We start from the raw sequence: 24,777 nt of genomic DNA on the forward strand, positions 1-24,777 counted from the left end.
CGGAGAGTATCATGAAGATCCTCGTCCCCGTGAAACGGGTCGTCGACTATAACGTCTGTATCCGCGTCCGTCCGGACGGGTCTGGCGTCGATCTGGCGAACGTCAAGATGTCCATGAACCCCTTTGACGAAATCGCGGTCGAAGAGGCCATTCGTCTCAAGGAAAAAGGGCTGGCGAGCGAAGTGGTCGTCGTCTCCATCGGCGTCGCGCAGGCGAAGGACACACTGCGGACCGCCCTTGCGATGGGCGCGGACCGCGCCATTCTCGTCACTGTGACGGATGACGTGAACGTGGACCTGGAGCCGCTCTCGGTGGCGCAGATCCTCAGTAAGGTCGTCGCAAACGAACAGCCGGGTCTGGTGATCGCGGGTAAGCAGGCGATCGACAACGACATGAACGCGACCGGCCAGATGCTCGCCGCTCTGCTGGGCTGGGGACAGGGCACGTTCGCTTCCGCCCTTACAGTCGAGGACGGATCTGCGCTGGTGACCCGTGAAGTCGATGGTGGTCTTCAGACCATCAAACTGAAGCTTCCTGCCGTGGTGACGACGGATCTGCGTCTGAACGAACCCCGCTATGTGGCGCTGCCCAACATCATGAAAGCGAAGAAAAAGCCGCTTGAAGAGCTGTCACTCGACACGCTCGGCGTCGAGGTTCGCCCGCGTCTGACGGTTCTGAAGACGGTCGAGCCGCCGCAGCGTCAGGCGGGCGTGAAAGTCGGCTCCGTCGATGAGCTGGTGTCGAAACTGAAGAATGATGCAGGAGTCCTCTGATGTCCGTTCTGTTACTTGCCGAAGTCACCGAAGAGCGCCTCGGGACGGATACGGTCGCCAAGGCCCTGACAGCGATTGGCACGCTGGGAGACGTGCATGTTCTTGTTACAGGCGAAAACTGCGCGGCAGCTGCCGATGAAGCGGCGAAGCTGGCGGGTGTGTCGAAGGTTCTTCTGGCGGACGATGCGTCTCTGGCGCACGGGCTTGCCGAACCCGTGAGCGCACTGGTCGTCTCGCTGGCAGCGCATTACAGCCACATCGCCGCTGGAGCAACGGCGTTTTACAAGAACGTGCTGCCGCGCGTCGCTGCCCTGCTGGATGTCATGGTACTCTCCGAAGTGACCGCCATACATGACGCCGACACGTTCGAGCGTCCGATCTATGCGGGCAATGCGATCCAGACTATCCGGTCTTCTGACCCTGTGAAAGTCTTCACAATCCGCACGGCGGCCTTCACGGCTGCTCAGGCGGGTGGAAGCGCTGCTGTCGAAGCCGTCAGTATTCCGGCCGATCCTGGCCTGTCGCAGTGGGTCGAAGACAAGACGGTCGTCTCCGAGCGCCCGGACCTGACATCGGCGAAAAGCATCGTGTCCGGTGGTCGTGGTCTCGGATCGAAGGAAAACTTCGATACCATCGCCCTGCTCGCTGACAAACTGGGTGCCGCGGTCGGCGCAAGCCGTGCGGCGGTGGACGCGGGATATGCGCCCAATGACTGGCAGGTTGGCCAGACCGGAAAAATCGTGGCGCCAGACCTTTACATCGCAGTTGGTATCTCGGGCGCCATCCAGCATCTCGCTGGCATGAAGGACTCCCGCGTGATCGTGGCGATCAACAAGGATGAGGACGCCCCGATCTTTCAAGTCGCCGATTACGGGCTGGTCGGGGATCTGTTCACCATCCTGCCCGAACTGACGGCAAAGATCTGACCATGCGCAGCCTCGGCATCACCTTCGGACAGGGAGAACGTTCATGACGACCATTGAACGCGAAAGCATGGAGTATGACGTCGTCATCGTCGGTGGCGGCCCGGCAGGCCTGTCCGCGGCCATCCGTCTCAAGCAGCTTGATCCGAATATGTCCGTCGTCGTGCTGGACAAGGGTTCCGAGATTGGCGCGCACATTCTCTCTGGCGCGATTATTGATCCCTGTGCGCTTGATGTTCCGATTCCGAAATGGAAAGCCATGAACGCGCCGATCACCGTACCGGTCCAGACAGACAGTTTTTACGTCCTCGGCGAGAAGGGGCAGACACGTCTGCCCAACTGGCTCATGCCGCCTTTCATGAGCAATCACGGCAACTACATCGTCTCGTTGGGAAATGTCTGTCGCTGGCTTGCCGAAACGGCAGAAGCGCTGGGTGTCGAGATTTTCCCCGGTATGGCGGCCAGTGAGCTTGTGTATGGCGATAAAGGCGAGATCCGGGGCGTGGTCGCCGGAGAATTTGGTCGCAATACCGACGGCACGCCAGGAGAAAATTACGAACCCGGCATGATCTTGGCCGGAAAATATGTGTTGATCGCCGAAGGTGCGCGCGGGTCTTTATCGCTTCAAATCATGGAGCGTTACGGCCTGTCGGATGGTCGGGACCCGCAAAAATTCGGGATCGGCCTGAAGGAAATCTGGGAGGTAAACCCGGCAAAGCACAAACCCGGCACGGTCGTTCACACTATGGGGTGGCCACTGGGGCGGAATGCCGGTGGTGGCGCGTTCGTCTATCATCTGGACAACAATCAGGTCTGTGTCGGGTTCGTCGTGCATCTGAGCTACGAAAATCCCTATCTAGACCCGTATCGCGAGTTCCAGCGTTTCAAGCATCATCCGCTGATGGCCGAGCTGCTGGAAGGTGGAAAGCGGATTGCGTATGGTGCCCGCGCGATTTCGGAAGGAGGGTGGCAGTCGATCCCGAAAGTCGTTTTCCCCGGGGGTGCGCTGCTGGGCTGCTCGGCGGGGCTTGTAAATGTTCCACGCATCAAGGGCAGCCACAACGCCATTTATTCAGGGATACATGCTGCCGAAGCCGCTTATGCGGCAATCCGAAAGGGACGGAGCGGCGATGAACTCAGAGCTTATGAAACGGCCCTGAGGGAGGGGCCAATCGCCCGCGACCTCAAGACCGTTCGTAACGTCAAGCCGCTCTGGGAAAAATACGGGCTTGCGGGCGGGATTGTGCTGGGCGGTCTGGATATGTGGACGGCGTCCGTGACCGGAGCACCTTTGTTCGGGACGTTGCACCATCACAAAACCGATGCCGCGGCGACGGGAAAGGCGGCGGATTTTTCGCCCATTGCCTATCCGAAACCAGATGGAAAGCTCAGCTTCGACCGCGCAACCAATGTGGCCTTTTCGTTCACCAATCATCATGAAGGCCAGCCCTGTCATCTGAAGCTCAGGAATCCCGATCTTCCGATTACGGTAAATCTGCCGGTCTATGCCGAACCTGCACAGCGCTACTGCCCGGCCGGCGTTTACGAGATTGTCGAAGACGCGGAGAAGCCGCGCTTTCAGATCAATTTCCAGAACTGCGTGCACTGCAAGACCTGCGACATCAAGGACCCATCCCAGAACATCGTCTGGACACCGCCGCAGGGCGGGGACGGTCCAAATTACCCGAATATGTAAGTTTTACAGTTCAGATCAAAGTAACGGCATCCATGCAGGGTTCGGAATCCATGCCTGCCGAAGTGTTTCTTCCGATCATACAAGACGATCAAGAAGAGGAAGATGGTCATGAGTGACGTTGGCGTCGTACAAAGCATTCCGCGCGTTTCACTCAACGGCAGAAGTGCCCTCGTAGCCACACTGGCTGCGGTGGCGGGTCTGATGTTCGGGCTGGACCTTGGGGTCATATCCGGGGCGTTGAAATTTATCGGGATCGAGTTTCAGGTTAATGATTTCGGCAAGGAGTGCATCGTCTCTGGCATGATGGTCGGCGCGGCACTGGGGGCGCTGTTTGGCGGTCGGCTCTCCTATGTTTTAGGGCGCAAAAAACTGCTGATCATTTCGGCGCTGCTCTTCATTTCCGGCTCGGCGTTGTGCGCTCTGGCACCTTCCGTCGCCCTGCTGATCGGCGGACGTGTTGTCCTCGGTCTGGCGATCGGTGTCGCAAGCTTTACGGCACCGCTCTATATTTCGGAAATTGCGCATCAGCAGCATCGTGGCGCCCTGATTTCCGTCTATCAGCTCATGATTACTGTTGGCATTCTGGTAGCGTTCATTTCCGATGCGCTTTTGGCCTATTCCGGGTCGTGGCGCTGGATGCTCGGAATTGTGGGAATTCCGGGCGTGCTATTTCTGATTGGCGTGCTGTTCCTGCCGGACAGCCCGCGTTGGCTGGTCCTGCGTGGACGGCACGACGAGGCCTTTGACGTCCTGCACGGTCTGCGCGGCAATGATGCGCATGCCCGTGACGAAATCGTCGAGATCCGCGAGCAGCTTGCCCAGTCTGACGGTGGCTACACACTCTTCAAAAAGAACCCCAATTTCCGCCGTGCGGTCTATCTGGGCGTGGCTCTTCAGGCGATCCAGCAGTTCACCGGCATTAATGTGGTCATGTATTACGCGCCCCACATCTTCGAGATGGCGGGTTTCGGCACCAGCGCCGCGCTTTGGGGCACGGTCATCGTGGGGCTGGTCAATGTGCTCTCCACCTTCATCGCCATTGGATATGTCGATCGCTGGGGCCGTCGGCCGATGTTGATTGCAGGCTTCGTCATGATGGCGCTGGGCATGTTTACGGTCGGCATGCTGCTCTATTTCGGTACGGGCGACAGCGATCTGGCGCGTTACGCAGCCGTCGCGATGCTGCTGTGCTTCATCGTCGGATTTGCCTTTTCCGCCGGGCCTCTGGTGTGGATCCTGTGCTCTGAAGTGCAGCCCATCAAGGGGCGAGACTTCGGTATCGCCTGCTCCACCTTCACCAACTGGGGCACCAACATGATTGTTGGTCTTACATTCCTGTCGCTTCTCACGGCGATGGGAAATGCCCAGACCTTCTGGCTCTACGCGCTGCTCAATCTCGTCTTTATTTTCGTGACGATGAAGTTCGTTCCCGAAACGCGGGGCGTCTCGCTTGAGCAGATCGAGCGGAATCTCATGGCGGGCAAACCCCTCAACCGCATCGGCCTGTAAGCGCAGGCCTCTCTCCTTTCACATAAAAACAGGCCCTGACATCGGGCCCCCAAACGGAGACGGTATCGTGGCAGTTAAAATCGGGATCAATGGATTTGGACGGATAGGACGCCTGACCCTGAGAAGCATTATCGAGAGCGGTCGGACCGACATTGTTCCCGTTGTCATCAATGGTCCAGGTAGTGTCGAAGACAAGGTTCACATGCTGGTTTACGACAGCATTCACGGCAGGTTTTCAGGAAAGGTCCAGCTTGCAGGCAACTATCTGACGATCGAGGCACAGGGGCGGACTTACGGACCGATCCGCATTTCCTCAGAGCGTGATCCAGCGGCGCTGAACCTTGATGGCGTGGATGTCGCCATGGAATGTTCAGGGCTGTTTACATCGAAACAGGCCGTACAACCCCTGTTACAGGCGGGAGCGCGAAAAGTTCTTATCTCTGCGCCCGCGAGTGATGTGGATGCCACGATCGTCTATGGCGTAAATCATAAGGCTCTTAAGCCGGGCATGACCGTTGTCTCGAATGGTTCGTGCACAACAAACTGCCTCGCGCTGCTTGTAAAGATCGTCGACGAAGCATTCGGAATCGAATGCGGTTACATGCTGACCGTTCATTCCTACACCGGCGACCAGCAGATCGTGGACCGCAGACATCGGGACCTGCGGCGCGCCCGGGCGGCCGGATTGAATATGGTGCCCACCTCTACAGGCGCAGCCAAAGCGATCGATCTTGTCCTGCCACATCTCAAGGGTCGGCTTTCCGGATCGTCATTGCGTGTGCCGACACCGAATGTCTCGATGGTCGCACTTGATTTCATGCCGTCGCGCGCGCCGTCATCCGTAGATGAGGTCAATGCCGCCTTCCACGATGCGGCCACAGGGGCTCTTGCAGGCATACTGGATTATAGCGACGCCATGCTGGTCAGCAGTGACTTCAATCATAGTCTCGCATCCTCCAATTTCGACGCGACACAGACATCCCTCATCCGGAACGGTGAAATGGTTCATGTCTGTAGCTGGTATGATAATGAATGGGGTTTCTCGAACAGGATGATCGACACCGCCGTTTTTATGGCTTTGCAATCTGACTGAGTGCAAGCAACTTTGGTAAGTCGCTCATTTTGATAAAAAAACGAAATGACCGTTTTTACCTGTTTTGCGGATAATTTTTAGCTGCTTTTGCCTTCTTGGGAATGGACACTGGCCGGTGGCGCGCGCCGCTATGACGAGGCTATGTCATTTCCGAAAGGACAAAATCAATGATCCGCGTTTTTCTCAGCCTGATTTTTGCCGTTGCTATCGGCGGCACGGCCTTCGCAGGAGCCAAGCCGGAATCGCTGGAGGAGTTAACCCATAACCCCAACATTGTGCTCAACGAGGAGCTTGATGGAAAGGCATTTCTCAACGGGCGGCTGATCGTGCGCGTCGAGCGTGCCTCAATTTGCAAGTCTGCGGTCTGGACACAGAGCAACGGCGTCGGATCGCCATTGCGGCGTGATCTGCTGGAGTGGGACAAAATGTTTGATGACAACCCTTGGTTTGATGCCCGGCTTCATTATTGGAAGTTCGTCTATGTTGATCATCGGAGCAACGATGTCATCTCCTTACCTCTCACGGCGCATCCGGACCGTTTTGACGATACGGCAACTATCAACCTCCTGTCGTGCCAACCCAAGCGACATCATCGCTAATCACGATTTCCGCGAACGAGGGCCGAAATAAACGAGCCCCATAAACTTGAGGAACTGGTGCTCTTAAATGGAACTGAGCATCAGGCTGGTCTCTGAATTGAGAATACCATCGGTCATACGAACTTCCCTCAGAACACGATCGAAATTCTGAAGAGTATCTGTCCGAATTTCCGCAATAAGGTCCCAGGCACCATTCGTTGTGTGAAGCGTATAGAGCTCCGGAATGGATCGCAGGGCGCGGATCACTGAGGTGGTCGATTTTCCAGAAACCTCAATCAGCATAATGGCCCTGATGTCGTCGTGATGTTCACGCGCTCGAACGGTAAACCCTAAAATGGAGCCGTTTTCCAACAGGCGATCCAGCCGCGCCTGAACAGTCGCGCGTGATACGCCGATGATGGATGCAAGCTTGGCGACAGGTGCCCGCCCATCCTCACGCAGAATGGAGATAAGGGTACGATCAAGGTCGTCAAAAATATACATACGTTATTATGCCATATACTATCGAGCAATATGACTGATTTTTTTCATATTTTATATCATATTGATCATGTTAACCAGCATATCGTGAAGGCACCATTATCCCACAGCAGAAAGCAGGAGAGATCATGGTCCAGTATGTCGGTGTCGAAAACCTTATCCAGCTGATACGTTCGGTTGGGGTAGAAACATTTCTGACGGAACTGGCCACTTATGTCGAAGAAGACTTCCGCCGTTGGCCGGAATTCGACAAGACGCCGCGCGTGGCGAGCCATTCCCGCGATGGTGTGATTGAACTGATGCCAACGGCCGATGATGCGCTCTATAGCTTCAAGTATGTTAACGGTCATCCTAGGAATACGCGCAAAGGCCTCCAGACCGTTACGGCATTCGGTGTGCTGTCAGATGTGCAGTCCGGCTATCCGCTCATGCTTTCTGAGATGACCTTGCTCACCGCTCTGCGAACGGCCGCGACGTCTGCAGTGGCGGCTCGCTGCCTGGCCCGGCCCAACAGCCGGGTGATGGCCATCATCGGTCTCGGCGCGCAGTCTGAATTTCAGGCGACGGCCTTCAAGGCGCTGTGCGGCATTACGCATCTCAGAGTTTACGATGTGGAGTCTGCCGCAACGGAAAAATTCTGTCGGAACATGCAGATCAGTGGGCTCGATATCACCGTCGCAAACAGCAGTCAGGATGCCGTATCGGGCGCTGATATCATCACGACCGTGACGGCTGACAAACTGAAGGCCACGATCCTGTCTGATAACATGATCGGCGCGGGCGTTCATATCAATGCCGTTGGGGGCGACTGCCCGGGAAAAACCGAGTTGCAGGCCGCGCTTTTGAACCGTGGACGCGTTTTTGTAGAATATCCTGAGCAGACCCGTATTGAAGGTGAAATTCAGCAGATGCCGCAAGATTTCCCCGTGACGGAACTCTGGCAGGTCATGACCGGAGACGTTCAGGGCCGCCGCTCCGAACAGGACATCACGATCTTTGATTCGGTGGGTTTCGCCACGGAGGATTTCTCTGCGCTGCGTTACCTCAAAGATAAAATTCTGGGCACCGATTTTTATACGGAAATTGACCTTGTGGCCGAGCCGGAAGACCCCCGTAACCTCTTCGGTCTTCTCAATCAGGTCTGAACTCAGTCATTCCAGAGCATTTCAGGGGAATATTCTCATGACGTCCTTCTCAGTTCAGGCCCCGAGAGCGGTGGTCATGATCCGACCGCACTATTTCCATCCCAATCCGGAAACGGAACAGGATAACGTCTTTCAGACGCGGGACGGTACGCGGACGACTTCAGAAATTGCGACACAGGCCCATGCCGAAGTCACCCGGGCGGCAGAAGCTCTGGAACAGGTCGGTGTGAAAGTCCATCTGTTCGAAGACGAAACCAAGGAAACGCCGGATTCCGTATTTCCCAATAACTGGTTTTCCACTCACGCTGGTGGCCATATTGCAATTTACCCGATGTTTTCTCCAAACCGCCGCCGTGAGCGCCGCGGAGACGTCATCGAAATGCTCAAACACGAATACCGCGTTCAGGATGTCATTGATTATTCCGGACTGGAGCAGGACGGCCTGTCTCTCGAAGGGACCGGGGCCATGGTCCTCGACCATATCAGCCGCATTGCCTACGCGGCTAAATCCAACCGGACCAACGAGGTTGCCATGGAGCGCTTTTGCACCCATTTCAACTTTGAACCGATTGTTTTTGACGCGGCAGATGAGGCCGGGCGCCTGATCTATCATACAAATGTGCTGATGTGTGTGGGTACCAGCTTTGCAATGATCAGCCTGGAGACAATCAGCAACCTGCACCGTCGTCAGGAAGTCCGAAACAGACTGACCGAAAATGGTCGTGAAATCATTGATCTCTCCTTTAACCAAATCAATGATTTTGCTGGAAATGCTTTAGAACTTTCAGGATCTCAGGGGCGCGTTCTGGCCTTGTCGCGACGCGCCCTCAAGGCGCTGCGGCCAGAGCAGATCCGGATCATCGAACGCTCGGCAACGCTTTTGCCTCTGGACGTCCCAACCATCGAACTGGCCGGCGGCTCCGTTCGCTGCATGATGGCAGGAGTTCATCTGACACCGCGCTTCTGAATGCCAAAACCGCCCGCGATATGCCCCCTCGAATGTATCGATCAACGAGGCGGCAGCATGTGTGAAAAATAGTGCGAAAGCTGCGCCTCCAAATTGTCAGAAGGGATAATTCCGGCGATGTAACCGTCCGGACGCACAAGGACCCACTGATCGGGTTCGACACCGTACGCTTCGGCGATATCGCCTTCTTCATCGACGAGTTCATGCCCCGCGCCAATGGTGACGATCCGAACACCTGCGATGACCAACGGCCGGTCACGCACCTCGTAACCGAGCAGGGTCCAGTGAGCTCCTTGAAAAACCGCAAACAGCCGCGTCCGCTGCCCGGCCTGTCCGCGACAGGGCGCATCAGGGGCGCGATCGCCCGCCTGCACTTTGCCGCTCACCGAACCGGGCACGTTCAATGATGAACCGCGATAGCCGAGGTCAAGCTGACGCGCCTCGCGATCGCGTCGCATGGTGCCCTGCTTGACTTCCCCAAGCAGCCGCGTCGAGAGGCGCAGCATGTTCAATGCGATCGGTCGTCGTTCCGCTTCGTAACTGTCGAGCAGCGCTTCCGGCGCCCCCGCGAGCACGGACGCCAGCTTCCAGCCGAGATTATAGGCGTCCTGAACGCTGGTATTGAGCCCCTGACCGCCGGTTGGCGGGTGAACATGCGCGGCATCCCCCGCAAGGAAGACGCGCCCGACCCGATAGCGATCGGCCAGACGCGCACTCATGGTATAAACTGACGACCACGACACCGAACGGACCATAATGTCTCCCCTGCCGGTCCGGTCTTTGATCAGCGCGGTCAGTCCGACAGGAGTCAGATCGACCTCTCCGTCCAGAGCCACAGGGGCCTGAATCTGGAACAGGTCCGTCCCCGCCAGAGGACAGATCATCACCTGCATTGCCGGTGAAGCGAACTGGAAACGATGCCAGACGGTCCGATCCAACCCCTCCAACTGCACATCGGCCACGATTGCACGCACGCCCAGTGCTTCTCCCGGAAAATCGATCGCCAATGCATGACGCACGAAGCTGCGGCCACCATCGGTCCCGACGAGGAACCGGGCGCGGATAACCTGCTCCCCGCCGTCCTGTTCGATGCTCGCCGTAACGCTCTGGGCGTCCCGTTCAAACCCTGTCAGCTTCGTCCCAAAATGTGGATGATGGCCTAGTTCGGAAAGCCGCTCTCGCATGACGGCTTCGGTGGCGAACTGCGGCAGCATCAGTGGCGCCGCATAGGGCTCGGCTGCGGTCGGGAAGACGTCTGCTTCCGTCAGAAGCGACATTTTATGGGTTCCATCAGGGCGATACTGACACAGCGGCGGATAGGGGCCGCCTGCCGCAGCCACACGATCAACGATGCCGAGATCCTCGAAAATCTCCATCGTTCGGGGCTGGATGCCCTTGCCGCGCGACCCGCTGAACGGCTGCGTATTCTGCTCGATCAGTCGGAACGAAATTCCACGTCGGGCGAGGTCGATGGCAAGTGTCAGGCCCGCAGCCCCCGCACCCGAGATCAGGACGTCTGTATCGAAAGACACTGGCAGCTCCGCGAATCAATGTGTAATATTCACATATATAGGCTCCGCGTCGAAGGCAACGAAAAACGTGAATAATGCACACGATTCTGAAATCCTGCGCGGACTCCATGCCGCAATTATCGATCTGGTCGATGAAATTAACCGGCCGCGTCGGGATGATCGCCTGATCGAAGAGGCCGGTATTCCGCTGGATCGGGCCCTGTTTCCGCTTTTGGCGCGCGTATGGCGTTATGGTCCGATCGGTGTTGTCGAACTCGCGGATCGGACGGGCCGCGATCATACGACCATCAGCCGACAGATGACCAAGCTGGAGGAACTGGGCCTCATCGAGCGCAAGCCGTCCATGACGGACAGGCGTGTTCGGGAAGCGACAGTGACAGAAAAGGGGCAGGAAATGGTCGACCTGCTCAACGCAGCGCGCGAGAGGCTGGCGAACCGCATTCTCGTCGACTGGACCGACGAAGACCTCGCTCAGTTGAGGGCGCTTCTGAGACGCTTCGCTGACGATCTGATGCGATGAGTTCGAAAACAGACGTTGCGGCCCGATCCTGATCCAAATCCGTCACGTTGTCTGCTCTTGCGTCCCCCCGCACAGCCGCCAAGCAGGGTCTCGACTGGTTCCGCGCGTTGCGAGCCATTGTGCATGGCCTGATCGCGACGCGGGATCGAGCAACTTATATGGCAGAACGGAACTGGGGATTGACAGGCGCTACGCTCTGAGGAGCGACCATCTGCTGATAGGGCGGAATGCACCCGATTTCAGGGAAAATAAATGGTGCCCAAGGGCGGAATCGAACCACCGACACTGCGATTTTCAGTCGCATGCTCTACCAACTGAGCTACTTGGGCACCGAGCTTCAGGGCGAACCCCGTTGCGGAGATGGGATGTAGCTTATGATTGCGGTGGGATCAACCCTCTCCGTCGCGATATTCGTCCTGTTCTTCGTGATTGTCCTGACGAAAGGACGGAACGCGGTATGTTCCGCTGAACCAGCGGCCCAGATCGACATCTGCACAGTGGCGGGAGCAGAACGGGCGGAACTGGGGATCTGTGGGGCGGTGGCAGATCGGGCAGGTGGACTCGCTCATGACAGGCTCCAGCTTGCAGGGGAGGCGTTGGGGTCAAGGACAAGGTCTAACGTCCGCGCGCGCCGTGACGTGAAATCAGCGAGAGCCTCGGGATCACTTTCCAGTGCCTTGATGAGGCTGATCGAGGCCGTCAACGTCTGGCCGGGGCGGTCTTCGCGCAGGATCGTCCGCAGGATGGACAGGGCCTGACCCTGTGGGGAAGACAGAAGTTCATGAAGGGGCGGGCGACGGCGCGGGCGCGTCAGCTCCAGCAGTCCCGACGGCGTTGCGCCGAGCACGTCCGGTTTGAGTGGATCGTCGGACAAAGCCTCGCGCAGGAACGCGACCAGAGCGGGGCGTTTGCGCGTCTTTACACCCGCCGGATCTACCAGAATCGTGCCTGAGAGGTTCCGCAGACGGATCTGCCGGGCAAGGGCTGGAAAAGCTGCCACATTGCCCTTGAAGTCAGGAGCAGCAGTGCTGTCGAGGTCAATGGCAACCAGAGCGGGGGTCGGAAAAAAACTGGCGGTCAGCAGGCCCAGATCGGCATCGGAACTGCAAAGACTGTCGAAATCGGATTCAAGTGCGCCATCGAATGCTTGCTGGCAGCGCTGAAGGCGCGGACGCAGGCGGACGGGTAGCTTTGCGGCAATACCCGCATCATCCACGAAAATTGGCGAATCCCGATAACGGTCCGCCAGTTCGTCCAACGGGGTCGGGCCGCGTTCCAGAAGTTTTGGAGCGGAAGGGGCTTCGGCAGGCATGTCAGCCCGGCGCAGGCGCAGACCCTTGCCGTTCTGTGCCGAGCGGCTGACGCGGGCTGCGGTCAGGGCGCCTTCGATCAGGGCTTCGCGGGTCGAGAGAAAACCGCTCTGGCCATCTTCGAGCAAAACGAATGCGCCACCCAGAGCCGGGGCGGCTTTCTGGACGCGGACGACGTGCCAGTCTTCCAGACCATCCGGGCAGCCGGGGCGCCAGATGGCGACGTCCAGCAGCGTGTCATGATCCGTGACGGCAATCCGCACTTCGCCCGGAGAACAGGCTGCGCGGATTTCGGTCATGCGATCCAGCCACCTGAAGGTTTACCGACCGGTTGTCCCCGCAGGAGCTGCGCGGTTTCAAACAGGGGTAGACCCACGACGGCGGAGTAGCTGCCGCCGATCTGGCGGATATGGGCGGCAGCAGCGCCCTGAATGGCATAACCGCCCGCCTTGCCCTGCCAGTCCCCCTGCGCGATCAGGGCGTCGATCTGTGCGTCCGTCAGGCGATGGAAAATGACGGAGGTTTCCACCAGCCGCTCACAGGCCGTACCCTCGGGCCAACCTGCGCTCGGGCGCAGGACCACGGCCGTCAAGACCTTGTGGCGTCGGCCGGACAGCAGTTTCAGACACGCGCGGGCTGTCTTTTCGTCCTCGGCTTTCGGCAGGACGCGTCGGCCGACCGACACCACGGTATCCGCGCCGAGGATGAGCGCTGCATCCGTGCGCTGCGCGGCCACATGCTCCGCTTTCTGGCGGGCGAGGCGCTGCGCAAGCGGGCGCGGCAGTTCGCCGGGGCGCGGTTCTTCGTCGATATCGGCGCTCACGACGGCGTCGGGCACGATGCCGATCTGTTCCAGCAGGCTCAGGCGGCGCGGGGAGGCGGAGGCCAGAACGAGCTTCGGACGGTCCAAAAGGCCGGATGACCCTTCTGCGGAAGACGGGGAGGCGGTCATGCGGCGGACTGTCTTACTTGAAGCGGAACGTGATCCGGCCCTTGGAGAGGTCGTAGGGCGTCATTTCGACGTTGACGCGGTCACCGGCCAGAACGCGGATACGGTTCTTGCGCATCTTGCCGCTCGTATGGGCGAGGATGGTGTGCTCGTTGTCGAGCGTGACGCGGAACATGGCGTTGGGGAGCAGTTCCATGACGGTGCCGGTAAACTCGATCAGGTCTTCTTTTGACATGTGAATCCTTGCTTCAGGGATAGGGTAATGATCTGCGCGCGGCAGTGGCTCCGGTGCGGAGCCAGAAAATCCAGCCCGCTATGTGCGGACTGTCAGCCGAAAGGTCAAGCGCGACCGGCCCCTGTCCCGGGATTCTTGCGGTTTTTATGCTGGTCCGGCGTGGTTTTCAGGATGCTTTTCCGGCGGCCTGGGCTGCAGCCCGGGCCGCCATCTTTTCTTCTTCGGTCCAGACGCGGCGTTCGCGCGTCTTCTGCGGCTTGACCTGCTTGACCGGACCGCCGCCGAGCACGGGCGGCCGCATGGTGGAGTTCCGGGCCTTTTCGCAGTGCCATTCATGGCTGTCATGAACGTCCAGAGTCCGACCGATCTCACGCTCGACGGCATGGAGCCAGGCGCGCTGTTCGGCATCGCACAGCGTGATGGCAAAACCGCTGCGGCCCGCACGGCCCGTGCGGCCGATCCGGTGCACATAGCTCTCCGGCAGGCTCGGCAGGTCATGGTTGATGACATGCGTGACCGTATCGACGTCAATGCCGCGCGCCGCGATATCGGTCGCCACCAGAACCTGAACGTCGCCTTCGCGGAATGCGTTCAGCGCCCGCTCGCGCTGGCCCTGCGACCGGTTGCCGTGCAGCGCTTCCGCCGTGATGCCGGACTCCGTTAGGAAGGTGCAGACCTCGTTGGCGATGTTCTTTTGCAATGTGAAGACGACGGCCTGACCGATACCCGGCGTCTGAAGCTGGGACAGAAGGGCTGCTTTTTTGTTGGACGCATCCAGGAACATGACCGACTGCGCGATGCGGTCCACCGTGGTGGAGGGCGGTGCGATTTCGACCTTGGCCGGGTCGCGCAGGAGGCTCTCGACGAGGGCCGTAATGGATTTCGGCATGGTCGCGGAAAACAGCACCGTGTGCCGGTCTACGGGGAGCGTTGCAACAATGCGTTCGATCGGCTTGGCAAAGCCCATGTCCAGCATCTGGTCGGCTTCATCCAGCACCAGTGCCTCAAGCAGCGACAGATCGCACAGGCCCTGCTCGATCAGGTCCAGCAGACGGCCCGGTGCGGCGACGATGATGTCCACGCCCTCTTCAAGCGCCTTGACCTGATGCACCTGACTGACGCCACCGAAAATCGTGGTGACACGCATGGGCTGGTGACGGCTGAAGCTCTCGAACCCGTCCGCAATCTGCGAAACCAGCTCGCGCGTGGGCGCCAGAACCAGAATGCGCGCGCCGTTCTTAGGGGCAGGGCGCAGGGTTTCGGCAAGTCGGTGCAGCAAAGGAAGCGCGAAAGAGGCCGTCTTGCCCGTGCCGGTCTGCGCCAGTCCGAGCAGATCGCGGCCTTCGAGCAGAAACGGAATGGACTGGGCCTGAATGGGCGTCGGCTTGACGTAGCCTGCGTCGTCCAGAGCGCGAAGGATCGTGGGCGCAAGGCCGAGATCGGCAAAAGTTACGGACATAATAAGGCGGCGCCTCCGGCGCTGAGTAAAGCTGCGCCTGATGGGGCTTCGCGGATTCAGAAAGCGGGCTTGTACGAATGATGCTTCCCGCCGTCAACGCGACCGAAAAGCATGCAGCCTCAGCCCGTCAGGACAGTTTGGAAATATCGCGCATGGCGACGACCAGATTCATGTGCGACGCCAGAAGTCTCTGCGGCAGAGACGGCAGATAGATCCGGATGGCCTCAAGCCGTTTGGACTCCGGAAGGGCCGCAAACGGCGTGCGCGACCCCGGACCGTCGCTTCCCGCGTCATAGCTTTTTGCAATCGCGGCCAGCAGCGTCGCGGGGATGGAGGCCAGAAGCGCTTTCTGCGCCGGATTCAGAAGACGGTCTCGCAGGGGGCCGGAGAGCGTGCGCTCTTCGGCGATTTTGGGAGCTTCATAAGGCTTGAGCTGGCTCAGCGGGAATTCGACCTCCACGCCATTGGCCTGCTCGACATAGCCGGTGGTGCCGTCGATATCGACCAGTCTGCCGTCATGCGCGCCCTTCAGGTCCGAAACACGATCACCGATCGACAGGCGGGCCATCAGTTCTTCTCCAGTCGGGCTGACAGGCTGAGGGCATGGGCATCCAGTCCTTCGGCGGTCGCCAGAGCCACACCGGCCGGGCCGATCCGGCGTAGACCAGCTGCGTCGGTTTCGATGGTGGTGGTGCGCTTGATGAAGTCGAACACCGACAGACCGGAGGCGAACCGCGCCGTGCGGCTGGTCGGCAGGACGTGATTCGGACCGCCGACATAATCGCCCACGGCTTCGGGGCAGTTACGGCCCATGAAGATCGCACCCGCATGGCGGACCATCGCTGAGAAGTCGCGCGGCGCGTCGAGCATGACTTCCAGATGTTCGGGTGCCAGCGCATTCACGATCTCGGCGGCTTCCTCAAGCGAGCGTACGACGATGACCGCGCCATGATCGTCCCAGCTTTTCGAAGCGATGGCGGCACGGGGCAGGGTTTCCAGCTCTTTGCGGACGGCCTCCGCGGCACGTTCGGCAAAAGCGGCATCCGTTGTCACGAGAATGGCCTGAGCCTGCTCGTCATGCTCGGCCTGTGCGAGCAGATCGAGCGCGACAAGGCGCGGATCGTTCTGCCCGTCGGCCACGACCACGACTTCGGACGGCCCGGCGATGCTGTCGATGCCGACATGGCCAAAGACCTGTCGTTTGGCTTCCGCAACATACGCATTGCCCGGCCCGACGATGCGGTCCACCGGGGCGATGAGGTCCGTACCGAACGCCATGGCGCCCACGGCCTGAGCGCCGCCAATGCGGTAGATTTCCGTCACGCCGCAGAGTTGCGCAGCCGCAAGAACCACCGGGTTCAGCACGCCGTCCGGGGCCGGGACACACATGGTCAGCCGCTTCACACCTGCCACACGGGCAGGCAGGGCGTTCATCAGCACGGAGGACGGATAGGCCGCCTTGCCGCCCGGAACATAGAGCCCGACCGCATCCAGTGGGGTCCAGCGCATGCCGAGACGGATGCCGTCTTCGTCCGTGAAGTCCAGATCCTTAGGCATCTGGGCGGCATGGAACGTCTCGATCCGCCGAGCGGCGGTGCGAAGGGCGTCCATCAGGTTCGAGGGCACGCGCGCGGCTTCGGACGCGATTTCTTCCGCACTGATGCGGAGTTTGTCAGCAGGCAGGGTCAGCCGATCGAACCGGGCGGTATAGTCGCACAGGGCATCATCGCCCCGGCTGCGGACGTCTGTGAGGATCGCACGGACCGGTTCGGCCACGCTGCGTTCGTCGCTTCCACGCGCTGCGAGGAGTGTTGCGAAGTCTGCGGAAAAGTCGGCGGCAGTCGTATCGAGGCGTTTCATCAGACCGCACCTTCCGGGGCGAGGGCTGTGCGGAAACGCTCGATCAGGGCGCTGATTTCTTCAGGCCGGGTCTTGAGCGCGACGCGGTTGACGATCAGGCGGCTCGTGACATGCGCGATGGTCTCGGTTTCCATCAGGCCATTGGCCCGCAGCGTGGATCCGGTATCGACCAGATCGACGATGACGCTCGCCAGATCCAGCGTCGGCGCGAGTTCCATAGCGCCGTTCAGATGCACGATCTCGGCATTGATGGCGCGGGAGGCGAAATGCCGGCGGGCAATGGTCGGGTATTTCGTGGCAACCCGCAGACGGGACTGACCCGTTGCGGGATCTTCGATCATGGTTTTTGGGCGCGCCACGCAAATGCGGCAGCCCCCGATGCCCAGATCGAGCGGGGCATAGATGTCCGGATAGTCGAATTCCATCAGCACATCCGCGCCGCACACGCCGATATCGGCACCGCCATAGGCCACGAAGGTCGCGACATCGAAGGAACGGACCCGCACGACATCCAGATTCGGATCGGACGTGCCAAAGCGCAGGCGGCGGCTGCTTTCGGTCAGGCAGTCCGGGTCGGGCTCGATGCCCGTGCGTGTTAGAACCGGAGCAAGCGCCTTGAGGATGCGGCCTTTCGGAAGGGCGAGGATCAGAGGCGTATGATGATGATGCGCGGTCGTGTCCGTTCCGTTCCGGGTCATGATCGGGGGGTCGGTCTGGAGCGCTGTCATGCGACGTCTGGTCCTTGGCTGTCCGCAGTCACTGGGAACGGCAGCGCATATCACGAAGCCGGAGTCTTCCCAAGCCTTGCGCGGTTTCAAATGCCCCTGAGGGGGCTTTGACGCGGAATCTTCTTGACGGACGTTCCGAAAGCGGATCACTCTTGTATGTATGTCTGCCGACATAGAAACATACCTCTTTCCCACGCTGCTTTCGGATGCCAGCGCCCTGCCGCTGCGCGTTCAGATCTGCGAGCGCGTGCTGGCCGCCATCGGTTCGGGGCTGCTGAAGCCCGACGACCGACTGCCGACCATGCGCGCGCTCGCCGTTCACCTGCGGGTGGATCTCAACACCGTCCAGCGGGCCTATGCGGAGCTTGAGCGGCTGGGCGCGATCCGGACGCTGCGGGCGCGGGGCAGTTTCGTCAGCGCCACACCGCCACACCCGGACGGCGCCCTCAAAGCCGCGGAAGTCCGCGCGCTCGCGGCCTCCACCATCGCCCGCAGTCAGGCCGCGGGCCTTGATCCCGAAGCGGTCGTCATCGCCATGCGCGATCTTCTCGGTCTGCCTCCCACCCCTTCCGAGCCCGAGAGCGGCTCTGCCAAAGGCTGATATCCATGCCGGATTTTCCCGTGCTTCCTTCCATGTCGCTGCTGCCGTCCATGAATCGGAAACTGCCCCTCAATACGATTTCCGCCTCCATCGCAGGGGCAGTCATTCTGCTCTCGGCCGGACTGACGGCTCTGACGCGGCAACCCGGCTGGGTCATTTGTGGCTTCGTGCTCGCCCTGCTCGTGCATCTGTCGCTCAAGATGTGCAATTCCTGGCAGCGCGTTCTCGTGTTGCGGGCGGGAAAGATTCAGGGTCTGCGAGGTCCGGGCCTGTTCCTGATCGTGCCTTTTCTCGATCAGATCGACGCCGTTGTGGACCAGCGTATCCGCACGGTGCCCGTCCATACGCGTCAGACCCTGACGCGCGATACGACGCCGGTGGATGTGGACGCGGTCGTGTTCTGGATGGTGCATGATCCGCTGCGGGCCATCACGGAGCTGGACAACTACGAGGGCTCGGTCTCGATGGTCGCGCTCACGACGCTGCGCGAGGTTGTCGGCAGTTCGGATCTGGCGACGCTGCTGGAAGACCGTCGCCGCATTGATGGAGAACTGCGCGACCTCATCGAGATCAAGACCCGCGAATGGGGCGTTACGGTTCAGGCTGTCGAAATTCGCGACGTGCAACTGCCCGACAGTCTTCAGGATGCCATGAGCCGTCAGGCGCAGGCCGAGCGCGAGCGTGCTGCCCGCGTCACGCTGGCTTCGGCAGAACGGGAAGTGGCGCACGAACTGGCGCAGGCGGCCAAAACTTATGAAGCCTCGCCGATCGCGCTCCAGATCCTTCAGATCAACCGTATTTTTGAAATGAACAAGAACCGCGGCACCACCATCCTGATGCCGACAACCATGGCGGATGCCATGACCTCCGCAACAGCCTTTGCTGCCGCGATGCAGACCGTTCAGCCGGAGGCAGGGACCCCGGCTGCGACCGGTGAGGTCAGCGGCTGAAGCTGGCCACCATGTCCGGCAGGTTGCGCTGACGTCGCGTAGACAGCCGCGCGGCTGTCAGCACGGAGCGGGCCTGCGAGATTGCGGTATCGAGGTCCGAATTGATGATCGTATGATCGAATTCTGACCAGTGGGAAATCTCGTTCAGCGCCGCCTGCATGCGCTTGGCGATTTCTTCGGGATGGTCCGACGCGCGCTTGTTCAGGCGGCGTTCCAGTTCTTCCAGAGACGGCGGCAGAACGAACAGGCTCACCACATCGTCCGGCAGGGCCGTGCGCAGAAGGCGGTGCCCCTGCCAGTCGATATCGAACACCATATCATGCCCGGCATTCAGCGCTTCCTCAACCGGTGCGCGCGGCGTGCCGTAACCCCGACCGAAGACTTCCGCCCATTCCAGCAGTTCGCCATCCGCAGCCATGCGACGGAATTCCGCGATATCCCGGAAATGGTAATGCACACCCTCGACTTCCCCCGGACGCGGCCCGCGCGTCGTGACCGAGACGGAATGGCGCAGGGTCGGCTCCGAAGCGCGCAGGGCGTTGGCAATGGTGGACTTGCCCGCGCCAGACGGGGCCGAGATCACCAGACAGACGCCACGGCGGGGCAATTGGGTCATGGGGTCTCCTTGGAAGAATGAGCCGGACAGGAATGTTCTGCCGAAGCGTCTAGCGTGAAAGTGGCGGTTCTGGCCAGATATTCAGAGCTTGTTCAGGGTGCTGCCCTGAAACCCGCCAAAGGCCGGGGGCCTTTGGAAACCGCGTTATTTGGAATCTGGATCAAAGGGGCGAGCCCCTTTGTGGGGCGCGGGGCAAAGCCCCGATCCTCACGGCTCGGACTGCAGCTGCGCAACAATGGCACTGCTGATCGTCCGCCTCGTCGGGCCACCCAGAACATGTCCGAGCGGGGCCAGAACTTCGATATGGTCACAGACAATCTTGAAGACCGCGAGCATCGGCACGGACAGGAAGGCACCGGAGATGCCCCACATCCAGTCCCAGAACAGCAGCGATCCCATGACGAAAACGGGATTGAGCGTGAAGCGCCGGGCCAGCAGCATGGGGGTAATGGTCTCGCCTTCCAGCACATGGATCAGCAGATAGATCGACGGCGGCAGGAGCGCGTAAAGCAGGGACGGAAAGCTGAACAGCCCGACCACGAAATAGACCACCACACCCGTCAGCGGCCCGATGATGGGGATGTAGTTCAGCAGGAACGCCAGCACACCCCACAGAAGCGGATTGGGCATTCCAGTCGCCCAGCACTGGATCATGTTCACCAGCCCTACACCCAGATTCATCATCGTGATCGTCACGAGATAAAGCGAGACGTTCTGCTCGATCTGCGTCGCCATTTCCACGAGGCGGCGCTTTTTGGCGTAGGTCGGCATGATCTCGACGCAGCGGCGCAGAAGCGTGTCGCCTTCCGTCATGAGGAAGAACAGCATCAGCAGCATCGAGAAGAAGCCGCCTGCAAGCTCACGCGTCCCGGCCAGAACGGAAGAGCCGAGCCGCGAGAGCGCCGTCTCCCCGCTGATCGGTCCGGTGACGCCATGTGCTGTATGCGTGCTGCCGGAATGGCCGCTGAACATAGCCGACAGACGCATGTAATCATGCTGGATCATGTCAATCGGCCCGCTGAGAACGGCCAGCTTGCTTTGCAACGCGGGGAGCGTCTGCGGCGCGCGGGTGATCCAGCCAGCAGCCGGGACGGAAATCGTCGTGGCGATTCCGCCCACGATTCCGAACATCATGACAATCAGCAGCAGGCCCGCCAGATGCCGGGGCAGGCGCAGACGCTGAGTCAGGAATCGCATGGGTGCGATCATGAGCAGGTTCAGCACGAGCGCGAAGACGAAGGGCAGAAGGATGGGAGCCGTGAAATACAGCGAATAGAAGACAGCGAGAATCGTCAGGATCAGGACACACATGTCCCGGATGTTCAGATGGTCGCGTAGCAGGTTCCGGTCGAGCGTGGGGTCCGGAAAATCCCCGTCCGGCAGCAGTTTTTCGCCAGCTCTCCCAGACGGGGACGCGGTATCGCTACAGGCAGGGTCGGCGGAGGACGCAATGGGACGGCCGGACATGTTTTTTTGCCTGCAACGAAGACGGAGCTTACGGACCAGAACGGTCCGCGAAAGGACACAGTTACGTGTTCTGCCCAAAAAACCCCTTGAACTCCAGTGGCATCCGGTCACTAAATCATGAGGAGCGCCTGTGGATGTGTTGTTGTCACATCTGCCGGTTATCGGAGACCAAGGAGAAAAATCATGGCCTGGAACACACCGAAAGTTACCGAAATCCCGCTGGGCGCAGAAATCAACTCGTATGTCTGCGGCGAGAAGAAATAAGCCTCTTCCCCGAGGCCCCGTCCTTGAGGAATATGGCACGGCCGCTCCCCTTCGGAGCGGCCGTTTTCATTCATGGGGGCCGCAGGGCACCCGATTCAGACGGTTTGTAAAAAATGATTGATGTCATCGTGCTCGGCGCGGCGGCAGGGGGCGGTTTTCCGCAGTGGAATTCCGCAGCGCCCGGCTGTGTGGCCGCCCGCACGCGACAGGGCGCGAAAGCCCGGACCCAGGCCTCCATCGCCGTCAGCGCCGACGGAAAACGCTGGTTCATTCTCAACGCCGCGCCCGATTTGCGCCAGCAGATCATTGAGACCCCGGCCCTGCATCATCAGGGCAGTCTGCGCGGAACGCCTATTCAGGGTGTCGTCCTGACCTGCGGCGAAATCGACGCCATCACGGGGCTTCTGACGCTGCGCGAGCGCGAACCCTTCAGACTGATGGGCAGCGACTCGACGCTTCGGCAACTGGCGGACAATCCGATGTTCGGCGCGCTCGACCCTGAGATCGTGCCGCGCATCCCGCTGCTTCTCAACGAACCCATGTCCCTGATGAATAAGGACGGGATTCCCTCGGGGCTGCTGCTGACGGCCTTCGCCGTGCCGGGCAAGGCTCCGCTTTATGCAGAGGCCGCAGGCTCAAAGCCTGACGAAACGCTGGGTCTATCCATAACGGACGGGCTGAAAACGCTGCTTTTCATTCCCGGCTGCGCGCATATCACGCCGGAGATTGTGGAGCGTGTATCAGCGGCGGATCTCGTTTTCTTCGACGGGACGCTGTGGCGGGACGACGAAATGATCCGCGCCGGGCTGAGTCCCAAGAGCGGCCAGCGGATGGGGCATGTGTCAGTCAATGACGCCGGCGGCCCCGTTGAATGTTTCACGATGTGCGAAAAACCTCGTAAGGTCTTGATTCATATCAACAACTCCAACCCGATTTTGTTCGAAGACAGCCCCGAACGCAAAAGTGTCGAACGCGCCGGATGGACGGTTGCGGAAGACGGCATGACTTTCAGACTGGACACACCATGACGCTCCTCACCCCTGACCAGCTTGAAGAGAGGCTTCGGCAGATCGGTGCCGAGCGGTACCACAACCGGCACCCCTTTCACCGCAAGCTGCATGACGGCAAGCTCGACCGCGCGCAGGTTCAGGCGTGGGCGCTGAACCGCTATTATTATCAGGCCCGCATCCCGGCCAAGGACGCGACCCTCCTCGCACGTCTGCCTACGGCGGAACTGCGCCGGGAATGGCGCCGCCGGATCGAGGATCATGACGGCACGGAGCCCGGAACGGGCGGTGTCGCGCGCTGGCTGATGCTGACGGATGGTCTGGGGCTGGATCGCGACTATGTGGAAAGCCTCGACGGCCTGCTTCCGGCGACGCGTTTTTCGGTTGATGCCTATGTGAACTTCGTGCGGGACCGCTCCATTCTGGCCGCCATCGCGTCCTCGCTGACGGAGCTGTTTTCGCCCACGATCATCAGCGAGCGCGTCTCTGGGATGCTGCGGCACTATGATTTCGTGTCGGAAAAGACGCTGGCCTATTTTACGCCCCGTCTGACGCAGGCCCCGCGGGATTCCGATTTCGCGCTGGCCTATGTCCGCGAAAATGCCCGCACGCCCGAACAGCAGAAAGAGGTTCTGGAAGCTCTGGAGTTCAAGTGCTCCGTGCTGTGGACCATGCTGGATGCGCTCGATTATGCCTATGTGGACGGCCACATCCCGCCGGGCGCTTTCGTTCCATGACGGACCAGTCCTGTGTCGCGGAGGAGGCGGTCCTCTCCTTCGGGCGCGGCCATCGGCTTCAGCATGATCGCGTGAGAGACCTGTGGATCGTGCAGGCGCCTGAAAAAGCGTTTGTGATCGAGGGCTCCGCACCGCATATTTTGCGGCTTCTGGATGGGGAGCGCAGCGTCGGCGACATCATCCAGCAGCTTGCAAACGAATTTTCCGCCCCGCGTGAGGTCATCGCGAAGGATGTCCTCGCGCTTCTTTCTGAACTGACAGAAAAGAACGTCCTGCACACATGACACTGCCTTCGCCGCCGATGAGCCTTCTGGCTGAACTGACGCATCGTTGCCCGCTTTCCTGCCCCTATTGCTCCAATCCGCTTGAACTCGAACGAAAAGCGGCGGAACTCGACACAGCCGGCTGGCGCTCCGTGCTGGAGCAGGCCGCCGAACTCGGTGTGTTGCAGGTTCATTTCTCCGGCGGTGAGCCGATGGCCCGGCCCGACCTCGTCGAACTGGTGTCTCTCGCACGCAAGCTTAACCTGTATTCCAACCTGATCACCTCCGGCGTCCTGCTTGACGAGGCGAAGCTGGAGGCGCTGGACAAGGCGGGGCTGGACCACATCCAGCTGTCCTTTCAGGACGTGACGGAGGCGGGTGCCGAGCGGATTGGCGGTCTCAAGGGGGCGCAGGCCCGAAAGATCGAAGCGGCACGGCTCATCCGGGCGTCCGGCATTCCAATGACGCTCAATTTTGTGGTGCATAGGGAAAATGTGGCCCGTATTCCCGAGATGTTTGCTCTGGCGCGGGAGCTTGGGGCCGGACGGGTGGAGATCGCGCATACCCAGTATTATGGCTGGGGACTGAAAAACCGTGATGCGCTTTTGCCCAGTCGTGAGCAGCTTCAGGAAGCCACACGCGCCGTTGAGGCGGAACGTGCGAAGGGTGGTCTCTCGGTCGATTATGTGACGCCGGATTATCATGCGGACCGGCCCAAACCCTGTATGGGCGGCTGGGGACAGCGCTTCGTGAATGTCACGCCCTCAGGGCGCGTACTGCCGTGTCACGCGGCGGAGATCATTCCCGATGTGGCGTTTCCGAATGTGCAGGACGGGACCCTGTCGGACATCTGGAACTGTTCGCCTCTGTTCAATATGTTCCGGGGGACGGACTGGATGCCCGAACCCTGCCGCTCCTGCGAACGCAAGGAACAGGACTGGGGCGGATGTCGCTGTCAGGCGCTGGCGTTGACGGGGAATGCCGCCAACACCGACCCGGTCTGTAGTCTCTCGCCGTTTCACGACCGTGTGGAAAAGGCCGTGGCGGAAGCGTCAGAAAAGCCGGAGCTTGTGTACCGGCGTTTCTGACAAGCG

The 24,777-nt window shown here is 60.2% G+C and carries 28 protein-coding genes and 1 tRNA gene; 16 read left to right on the top strand and 13 right to left on the bottom strand.

Going from position 1 to position 24,777, the window contains the following annotated elements:
- Nucleotides 1-11: 11 nt before the first annotated feature.
- From JK208_RS05975 to JK208_RS06000, 6 genes are all read left to right on the top strand, one after another.
- A complete protein-coding gene (locus tag JK208_RS05975; protein WP_211574906.1) occupies nt 12-773 on the top strand; it encodes an electron transfer flavoprotein subunit beta/FixA family protein in 762 nt (253 codons plus the stop codon).
- Nucleotides 773-1,699, top strand: coding sequence for an electron transfer flavoprotein subunit alpha/FixB family protein (locus JK208_RS05980; RefSeq protein WP_211574908.1), 927 nt, complete (start codon nt 773-775; stop codon nt 1,697-1,699). The genes JK208_RS05975 and JK208_RS05980 overlap by 1 nt, the downstream gene beginning before the upstream one ends.
- 43 nt (nt 1,700-1,742) lie before the next feature.
- Nucleotides 1,743-3,392: an electron transfer flavoprotein-ubiquinone oxidoreductase gene (locus JK208_RS05985; RefSeq protein ID WP_249201975.1), complete on the top strand. Its 1,650-nt coding sequence runs from the start codon at nt 1,743-1,745 to the stop codon at nt 3,390-3,392.
- 108 nt (nt 3,393-3,500) lie between these two features.
- Nucleotides 3,501-4,901, top strand: coding sequence for a sugar porter family MFS transporter (locus JK208_RS05990; protein ID WP_211574910.1), 1,401 nt, complete (start codon nt 3,501-3,503; stop codon nt 4,899-4,901).
- A gap of 67 nt (nt 4,902-4,968) precedes the next feature.
- A complete protein-coding gene (gene gap / locus JK208_RS05995) occupies nt 4,969-5,994 on the top strand; it encodes a type I glyceraldehyde-3-phosphate dehydrogenase (protein WP_211574912.1) in 1,026 nt (341 codons plus the stop codon).
- Between the two features lie 167 nt (nt 5,995-6,161).
- Complete coding sequence (locus tag JK208_RS06000; protein WP_211574914.1) at nt 6,162-6,593, top strand: hypothetical protein; 432 nt, start codon at nt 6,162-6,164, stop codon at nt 6,591-6,593.
- Nucleotides 6,594-6,656: 63 nt separating this feature from the next.
- On the opposite strand, the gene JK208_RS06005 is transcribed toward JK208_RS06000, so the two are convergent.
- Nucleotides 6,657-7,076 (bottom strand): Lrp/AsnC family transcriptional regulator, encoded by a 420-nt coding sequence (locus JK208_RS06005; RefSeq protein ID WP_194267278.1) that lies wholly within the window; start codon nt 7,074-7,076, stop codon nt 6,657-6,659.
- 125 nt (nt 7,077-7,201) lie between these two features.
- Here JK208_RS06005 and JK208_RS06010 point away from each other — a divergent pair, with 125 nt between their 5' ends.
- A complete protein-coding gene (locus tag JK208_RS06010) occupies nt 7,202-8,218 on the top strand; it encodes an ornithine cyclodeaminase (protein ID WP_211574916.1) in 1,017 nt (338 codons plus the stop codon).
- A gap of 37 nt (nt 8,219-8,255) precedes the next feature.
- Nucleotides 8,256-9,185 carry a citrulline utilization hydrolase CtlX gene (gene ctlX / locus JK208_RS06015; RefSeq protein ID WP_211574918.1) on the top strand — a complete coding sequence of 310 codons (930 nt, stop codon included), beginning with the start codon at nt 8,256-8,258 and terminating at the stop codon, nt 9,183-9,185.
- Between the two features lie 41 nt (nt 9,186-9,226).
- Here the strand turns inward: ctlX and JK208_RS06020 are convergent, their stop codons facing one another.
- Nucleotides 9,227-10,717 carry an FAD-dependent oxidoreductase gene (locus JK208_RS06020; RefSeq protein WP_349291963.1) on the bottom strand — a complete coding sequence of 497 codons (1,491 nt, stop codon included), beginning with the start codon at nt 10,715-10,717 and terminating at the stop codon, nt 9,227-9,229.
- 67 nt (nt 10,718-10,784) lie between these two features.
- On the opposite strand from JK208_RS06020, the gene JK208_RS06025 reads away from it, so the two are divergent.
- Nucleotides 10,785-11,237 (top strand): MarR family winged helix-turn-helix transcriptional regulator, encoded by a 453-nt coding sequence (locus tag JK208_RS06025; protein WP_194261039.1) that lies wholly within the window; start codon nt 10,785-10,787, stop codon nt 11,235-11,237.
- Between the two features lie 253 nt (nt 11,238-11,490).
- On the opposite strand, the gene JK208_RS06030 is transcribed toward JK208_RS06025, so the two are convergent.
- The 9 genes from JK208_RS06030 to hisG form a co-directional block, all read right to left on the bottom strand.
- Nucleotides 11,491-11,566 (bottom strand) — tRNA-Phe (locus JK208_RS06030).
- A 60-nt stretch (nt 11,567-11,626) separates the two neighbouring features.
- Nucleotides 11,627-11,806 carry a DNA gyrase inhibitor YacG gene (locus JK208_RS06035; protein ID WP_194267264.1) on the bottom strand — a complete coding sequence of 60 codons (180 nt, stop codon included), beginning with the start codon at nt 11,804-11,806 and terminating at the stop codon, nt 11,627-11,629.
- The gene (locus JK208_RS06040; RefSeq protein ID WP_211574920.1) at nt 11,803-12,846 is read right to left on the bottom strand and encodes a ribonuclease E/G; all 1,044 of its coding nucleotides are present in this window, start codon (nt 12,844-12,846) and stop codon (nt 11,803-11,805) included. Before JK208_RS06040 ends, JK208_RS06035 begins: the two co-directional genes overlap by 4 nt.
- Nucleotides 12,843-13,499, bottom strand: coding sequence for a nucleoside triphosphate pyrophosphatase (locus tag JK208_RS06045; protein WP_062032843.1), 657 nt, complete (start codon nt 13,497-13,499; stop codon nt 12,843-12,845). Before JK208_RS06045 ends, JK208_RS06040 begins: the two co-directional genes overlap by 4 nt.
- Nucleotides 13,500-13,512: 13 nt before the next feature.
- Nucleotides 13,513-13,731: a translation initiation factor IF-1 gene (gene infA / locus JK208_RS06050; protein ID WP_007282896.1), complete on the bottom strand. Its 219-nt coding sequence runs from the start codon at nt 13,729-13,731 to the stop codon at nt 13,513-13,515.
- A 166-nt stretch (nt 13,732-13,897) separates the two neighbouring features.
- A complete protein-coding gene (locus JK208_RS06055) occupies nt 13,898-15,190 on the bottom strand; it encodes a DEAD/DEAH box helicase (protein ID WP_211574922.1) in 1,293 nt (430 codons plus the stop codon).
- Nucleotides 15,191-15,317: 127 nt separating this feature from the next.
- Nucleotides 15,318-15,758, bottom strand: coding sequence for a hypothetical protein (locus JK208_RS06060; RefSeq protein WP_206034337.1), 441 nt, complete (start codon nt 15,756-15,758; stop codon nt 15,318-15,320).
- Entirely contained in the window at nt 15,758-17,050 is a 1,293-nt protein-coding gene (hisD, locus tag JK208_RS06065) for a histidinol dehydrogenase (RefSeq protein ID WP_211574924.1), read from the bottom strand. Before hisD ends, JK208_RS06060 begins: the two co-directional genes overlap by 1 nt.
- Entirely contained in the window at nt 17,050-17,748 is a 699-nt protein-coding gene (gene hisG / locus JK208_RS06070) for an ATP phosphoribosyltransferase (protein WP_211575233.1), read from the bottom strand. The genes hisD and hisG overlap by 1 nt, the downstream gene beginning before the upstream one ends.
- Before the next feature lie 190 nt (nt 17,749-17,938).
- Here hisG and JK208_RS06075 point away from each other — a divergent pair, with 190 nt between their 5' ends.
- Nucleotides 17,939-18,379, top strand: coding sequence for a GntR family transcriptional regulator (locus JK208_RS06075; RefSeq protein ID WP_211574926.1), 441 nt, complete (start codon nt 17,939-17,941; stop codon nt 18,377-18,379).
- Between the two features lie 5 nt (nt 18,380-18,384).
- Nucleotides 18,385-19,329: a slipin family protein gene (locus JK208_RS06080; RefSeq protein WP_249201976.1), complete on the top strand. Its 945-nt coding sequence runs from the start codon at nt 18,385-18,387 to the stop codon at nt 19,327-19,329.
- Here JK208_RS06080 and gmk read toward each other — a convergent pair.
- Complete coding sequence (gene gmk, locus JK208_RS06085; protein WP_211574928.1) at nt 19,319-19,945, bottom strand: guanylate kinase; 627 nt, start codon at nt 19,943-19,945, stop codon at nt 19,319-19,321. The two genes, JK208_RS06080 and gmk, sit on opposite strands and share 11 nt — an antisense overlap.
- 207 nt (nt 19,946-20,152) lie before the next feature.
- Entirely contained in the window at nt 20,153-21,412 is a 1,260-nt protein-coding gene (locus JK208_RS06090) for an AI-2E family transporter (RefSeq protein WP_211574930.1), read from the bottom strand.
- Between the two features lie 183 nt (nt 21,413-21,595).
- Here JK208_RS06090 and pqqA point away from each other — a divergent pair, with 183 nt between their 5' ends.
- The 5 genes from pqqA (at nt 21,596) to pqqE (ending at nt 24,771) form a co-directional block, all read left to right on the top strand.
- Entirely contained in the window at nt 21,596-21,676 is an 81-nt protein-coding gene (gene pqqA, locus JK208_RS06095; RefSeq protein WP_010502998.1) for a pyrroloquinoline quinone precursor peptide PqqA, read from the top strand.
- A gap of 113 nt (nt 21,677-21,789) precedes the next feature.
- Nucleotides 21,790-22,704 (top strand): pyrroloquinoline quinone biosynthesis protein PqqB, encoded by a 915-nt coding sequence (gene pqqB / locus JK208_RS06100; protein WP_211574933.1) that lies wholly within the window; start codon nt 21,790-21,792, stop codon nt 22,702-22,704.
- The gene (gene pqqC / locus JK208_RS06105; protein ID WP_062027332.1) at nt 22,701-23,420 is read left to right on the top strand and encodes a pyrroloquinoline-quinone synthase PqqC; all 720 of its coding nucleotides are present in this window, start codon (nt 22,701-22,703) and stop codon (nt 23,418-23,420) included. Before pqqB ends, pqqC begins: the two co-directional genes overlap by 4 nt.
- Nucleotides 23,417-23,704 (top strand): pyrroloquinoline quinone biosynthesis peptide chaperone PqqD, encoded by a 288-nt coding sequence (gene pqqD / locus JK208_RS06110; RefSeq protein WP_211574935.1) that lies wholly within the window; start codon nt 23,417-23,419, stop codon nt 23,702-23,704. The genes pqqC and pqqD overlap by 4 nt, the downstream gene beginning before the upstream one ends.
- The gene (pqqE, locus tag JK208_RS06115; RefSeq protein ID WP_211574937.1) at nt 23,701-24,771 is read left to right on the top strand and encodes a pyrroloquinoline quinone biosynthesis protein PqqE; all 1,071 of its coding nucleotides are present in this window, start codon (nt 23,701-23,703) and stop codon (nt 24,769-24,771) included. The genes pqqD and pqqE overlap by 4 nt, the downstream gene beginning before the upstream one ends.
- The last annotated feature ends 6 nt before the right edge of the window (nt 24,772-24,777 follow it).

The organism is Gluconobacter sp. Dm-74, assembly GCF_018256135.1.
Lineage (GTDB): Bacteria > Pseudomonadota > Alphaproteobacteria > Acetobacterales > Acetobacteraceae > Gluconobacter > Gluconobacter cadivus.

Coding starts and splice junctions, on each gene's coding strand:
- JK208_RS05975 (WP_211574906.1), top strand. CDS start 12: ATGAAGATCCTCGTCCCCGTGAAACGGGTCGTCGACTATAACGTCTGT.
- JK208_RS05980 (WP_211574908.1), top strand. CDS start 773: ATGTCCGTTCTGTTACTTGCCGAAGTCACCGAAGAGCGCCTCGGGACG.
- JK208_RS05985 (WP_249201975.1), top strand. CDS start 1,743: ATGACGACCATTGAACGCGAAAGCATGGAGTATGACGTCGTCATCGTC.
- JK208_RS05990 (WP_211574910.1), top strand. CDS start 3,501: ATGAGTGACGTTGGCGTCGTACAAAGCATTCCGCGCGTTTCACTCAAC.
- JK208_RS06000 (WP_211574914.1), top strand. CDS start 6,162: ATGATCCGCGTTTTTCTCAGCCTGATTTTTGCCGTTGCTATCGGCGGC.
- JK208_RS06005 (WP_194267278.1), bottom strand. CDS start 7,076: ATGTATATTTTTGACGACCTTGATCGTACCCTTATCTCCATTCTGCGT.
- JK208_RS06010 (WP_211574916.1), top strand. CDS start 7,202: ATGGTCCAGTATGTCGGTGTCGAAAACCTTATCCAGCTGATACGTTCG.
- ctlX (WP_211574918.1), top strand. CDS start 8,256: ATGACGTCCTTCTCAGTTCAGGCCCCGAGAGCGGTGGTCATGATCCGA.
- JK208_RS06035 (WP_194267264.1), bottom strand. CDS start 11,806: ATGAGCGAGTCCACCTGCCCGATCTGCCACCGCCCCACAGATCCCCAG.
- JK208_RS06040 (WP_211574920.1), bottom strand. CDS start 12,846: ATGACCGAAATCCGCGCAGCCTGTTCTCCGGGCGAAGTGCGGATTGCC.
- JK208_RS06045 (WP_062032843.1), bottom strand. CDS start 13,499: ATGACCGCCTCCCCGTCTTCCGCAGAAGGGTCATCCGGCCTTTTGGAC.
- infA (WP_007282896.1), bottom strand. CDS start 13,731: ATGTCAAAAGAAGACCTGATCGAGTTTACCGGCACCGTCATGGAACTG.
- JK208_RS06055 (WP_211574922.1), bottom strand. CDS start 15,190: ATGTCCGTAACTTTTGCCGATCTCGGCCTTGCGCCCACGATCCTTCGC.
- JK208_RS06060 (WP_206034337.1), bottom strand. CDS start 15,758: ATGGCCCGCCTGTCGATCGGTGATCGTGTTTCGGACCTGAAGGGCGCG.
- hisD (WP_211574924.1), bottom strand. CDS start 17,050: ATGAAACGCCTCGATACGACTGCCGCCGACTTTTCCGCAGACTTCGCA.
- hisG (WP_211575233.1), bottom strand. CDS start 17,748: ATGACCCGGAACGGAACGGACACGACCGCGCATCATCATCATACGCCT.
- JK208_RS06075 (WP_211574926.1), top strand. CDS start 17,939: ATGTCTGCCGACATAGAAACATACCTCTTTCCCACGCTGCTTTCGGAT.
- JK208_RS06080 (WP_249201976.1), top strand. CDS start 18,385: ATGCCGGATTTTCCCGTGCTTCCTTCCATGTCGCTGCTGCCGTCCATG.
- gmk (WP_211574928.1), bottom strand. CDS start 19,945: ATGACCCAATTGCCCCGCCGTGGCGTCTGTCTGGTGATCTCGGCCCCG.
- JK208_RS06090 (WP_211574930.1), bottom strand. CDS start 21,412: ATGTCCGGCCGTCCCATTGCGTCCTCCGCCGACCCTGCCTGTAGCGAT.
- pqqA (WP_010502998.1), top strand. CDS start 21,596: ATGGCCTGGAACACACCGAAAGTTACCGAAATCCCGCTGGGCGCAGAA.
- pqqB (WP_211574933.1), top strand. CDS start 21,790: ATGATTGATGTCATCGTGCTCGGCGCGGCGGCAGGGGGCGGTTTTCCG.
- pqqC (WP_062027332.1), top strand. CDS start 22,701: ATGACGCTCCTCACCCCTGACCAGCTTGAAGAGAGGCTTCGGCAGATC.
- pqqD (WP_211574935.1), top strand. CDS start 23,417: ATGACGGACCAGTCCTGTGTCGCGGAGGAGGCGGTCCTCTCCTTCGGG.
- pqqE (WP_211574937.1), top strand. CDS start 23,701: ATGACACTGCCTTCGCCGCCGATGAGCCTTCTGGCTGAACTGACGCAT.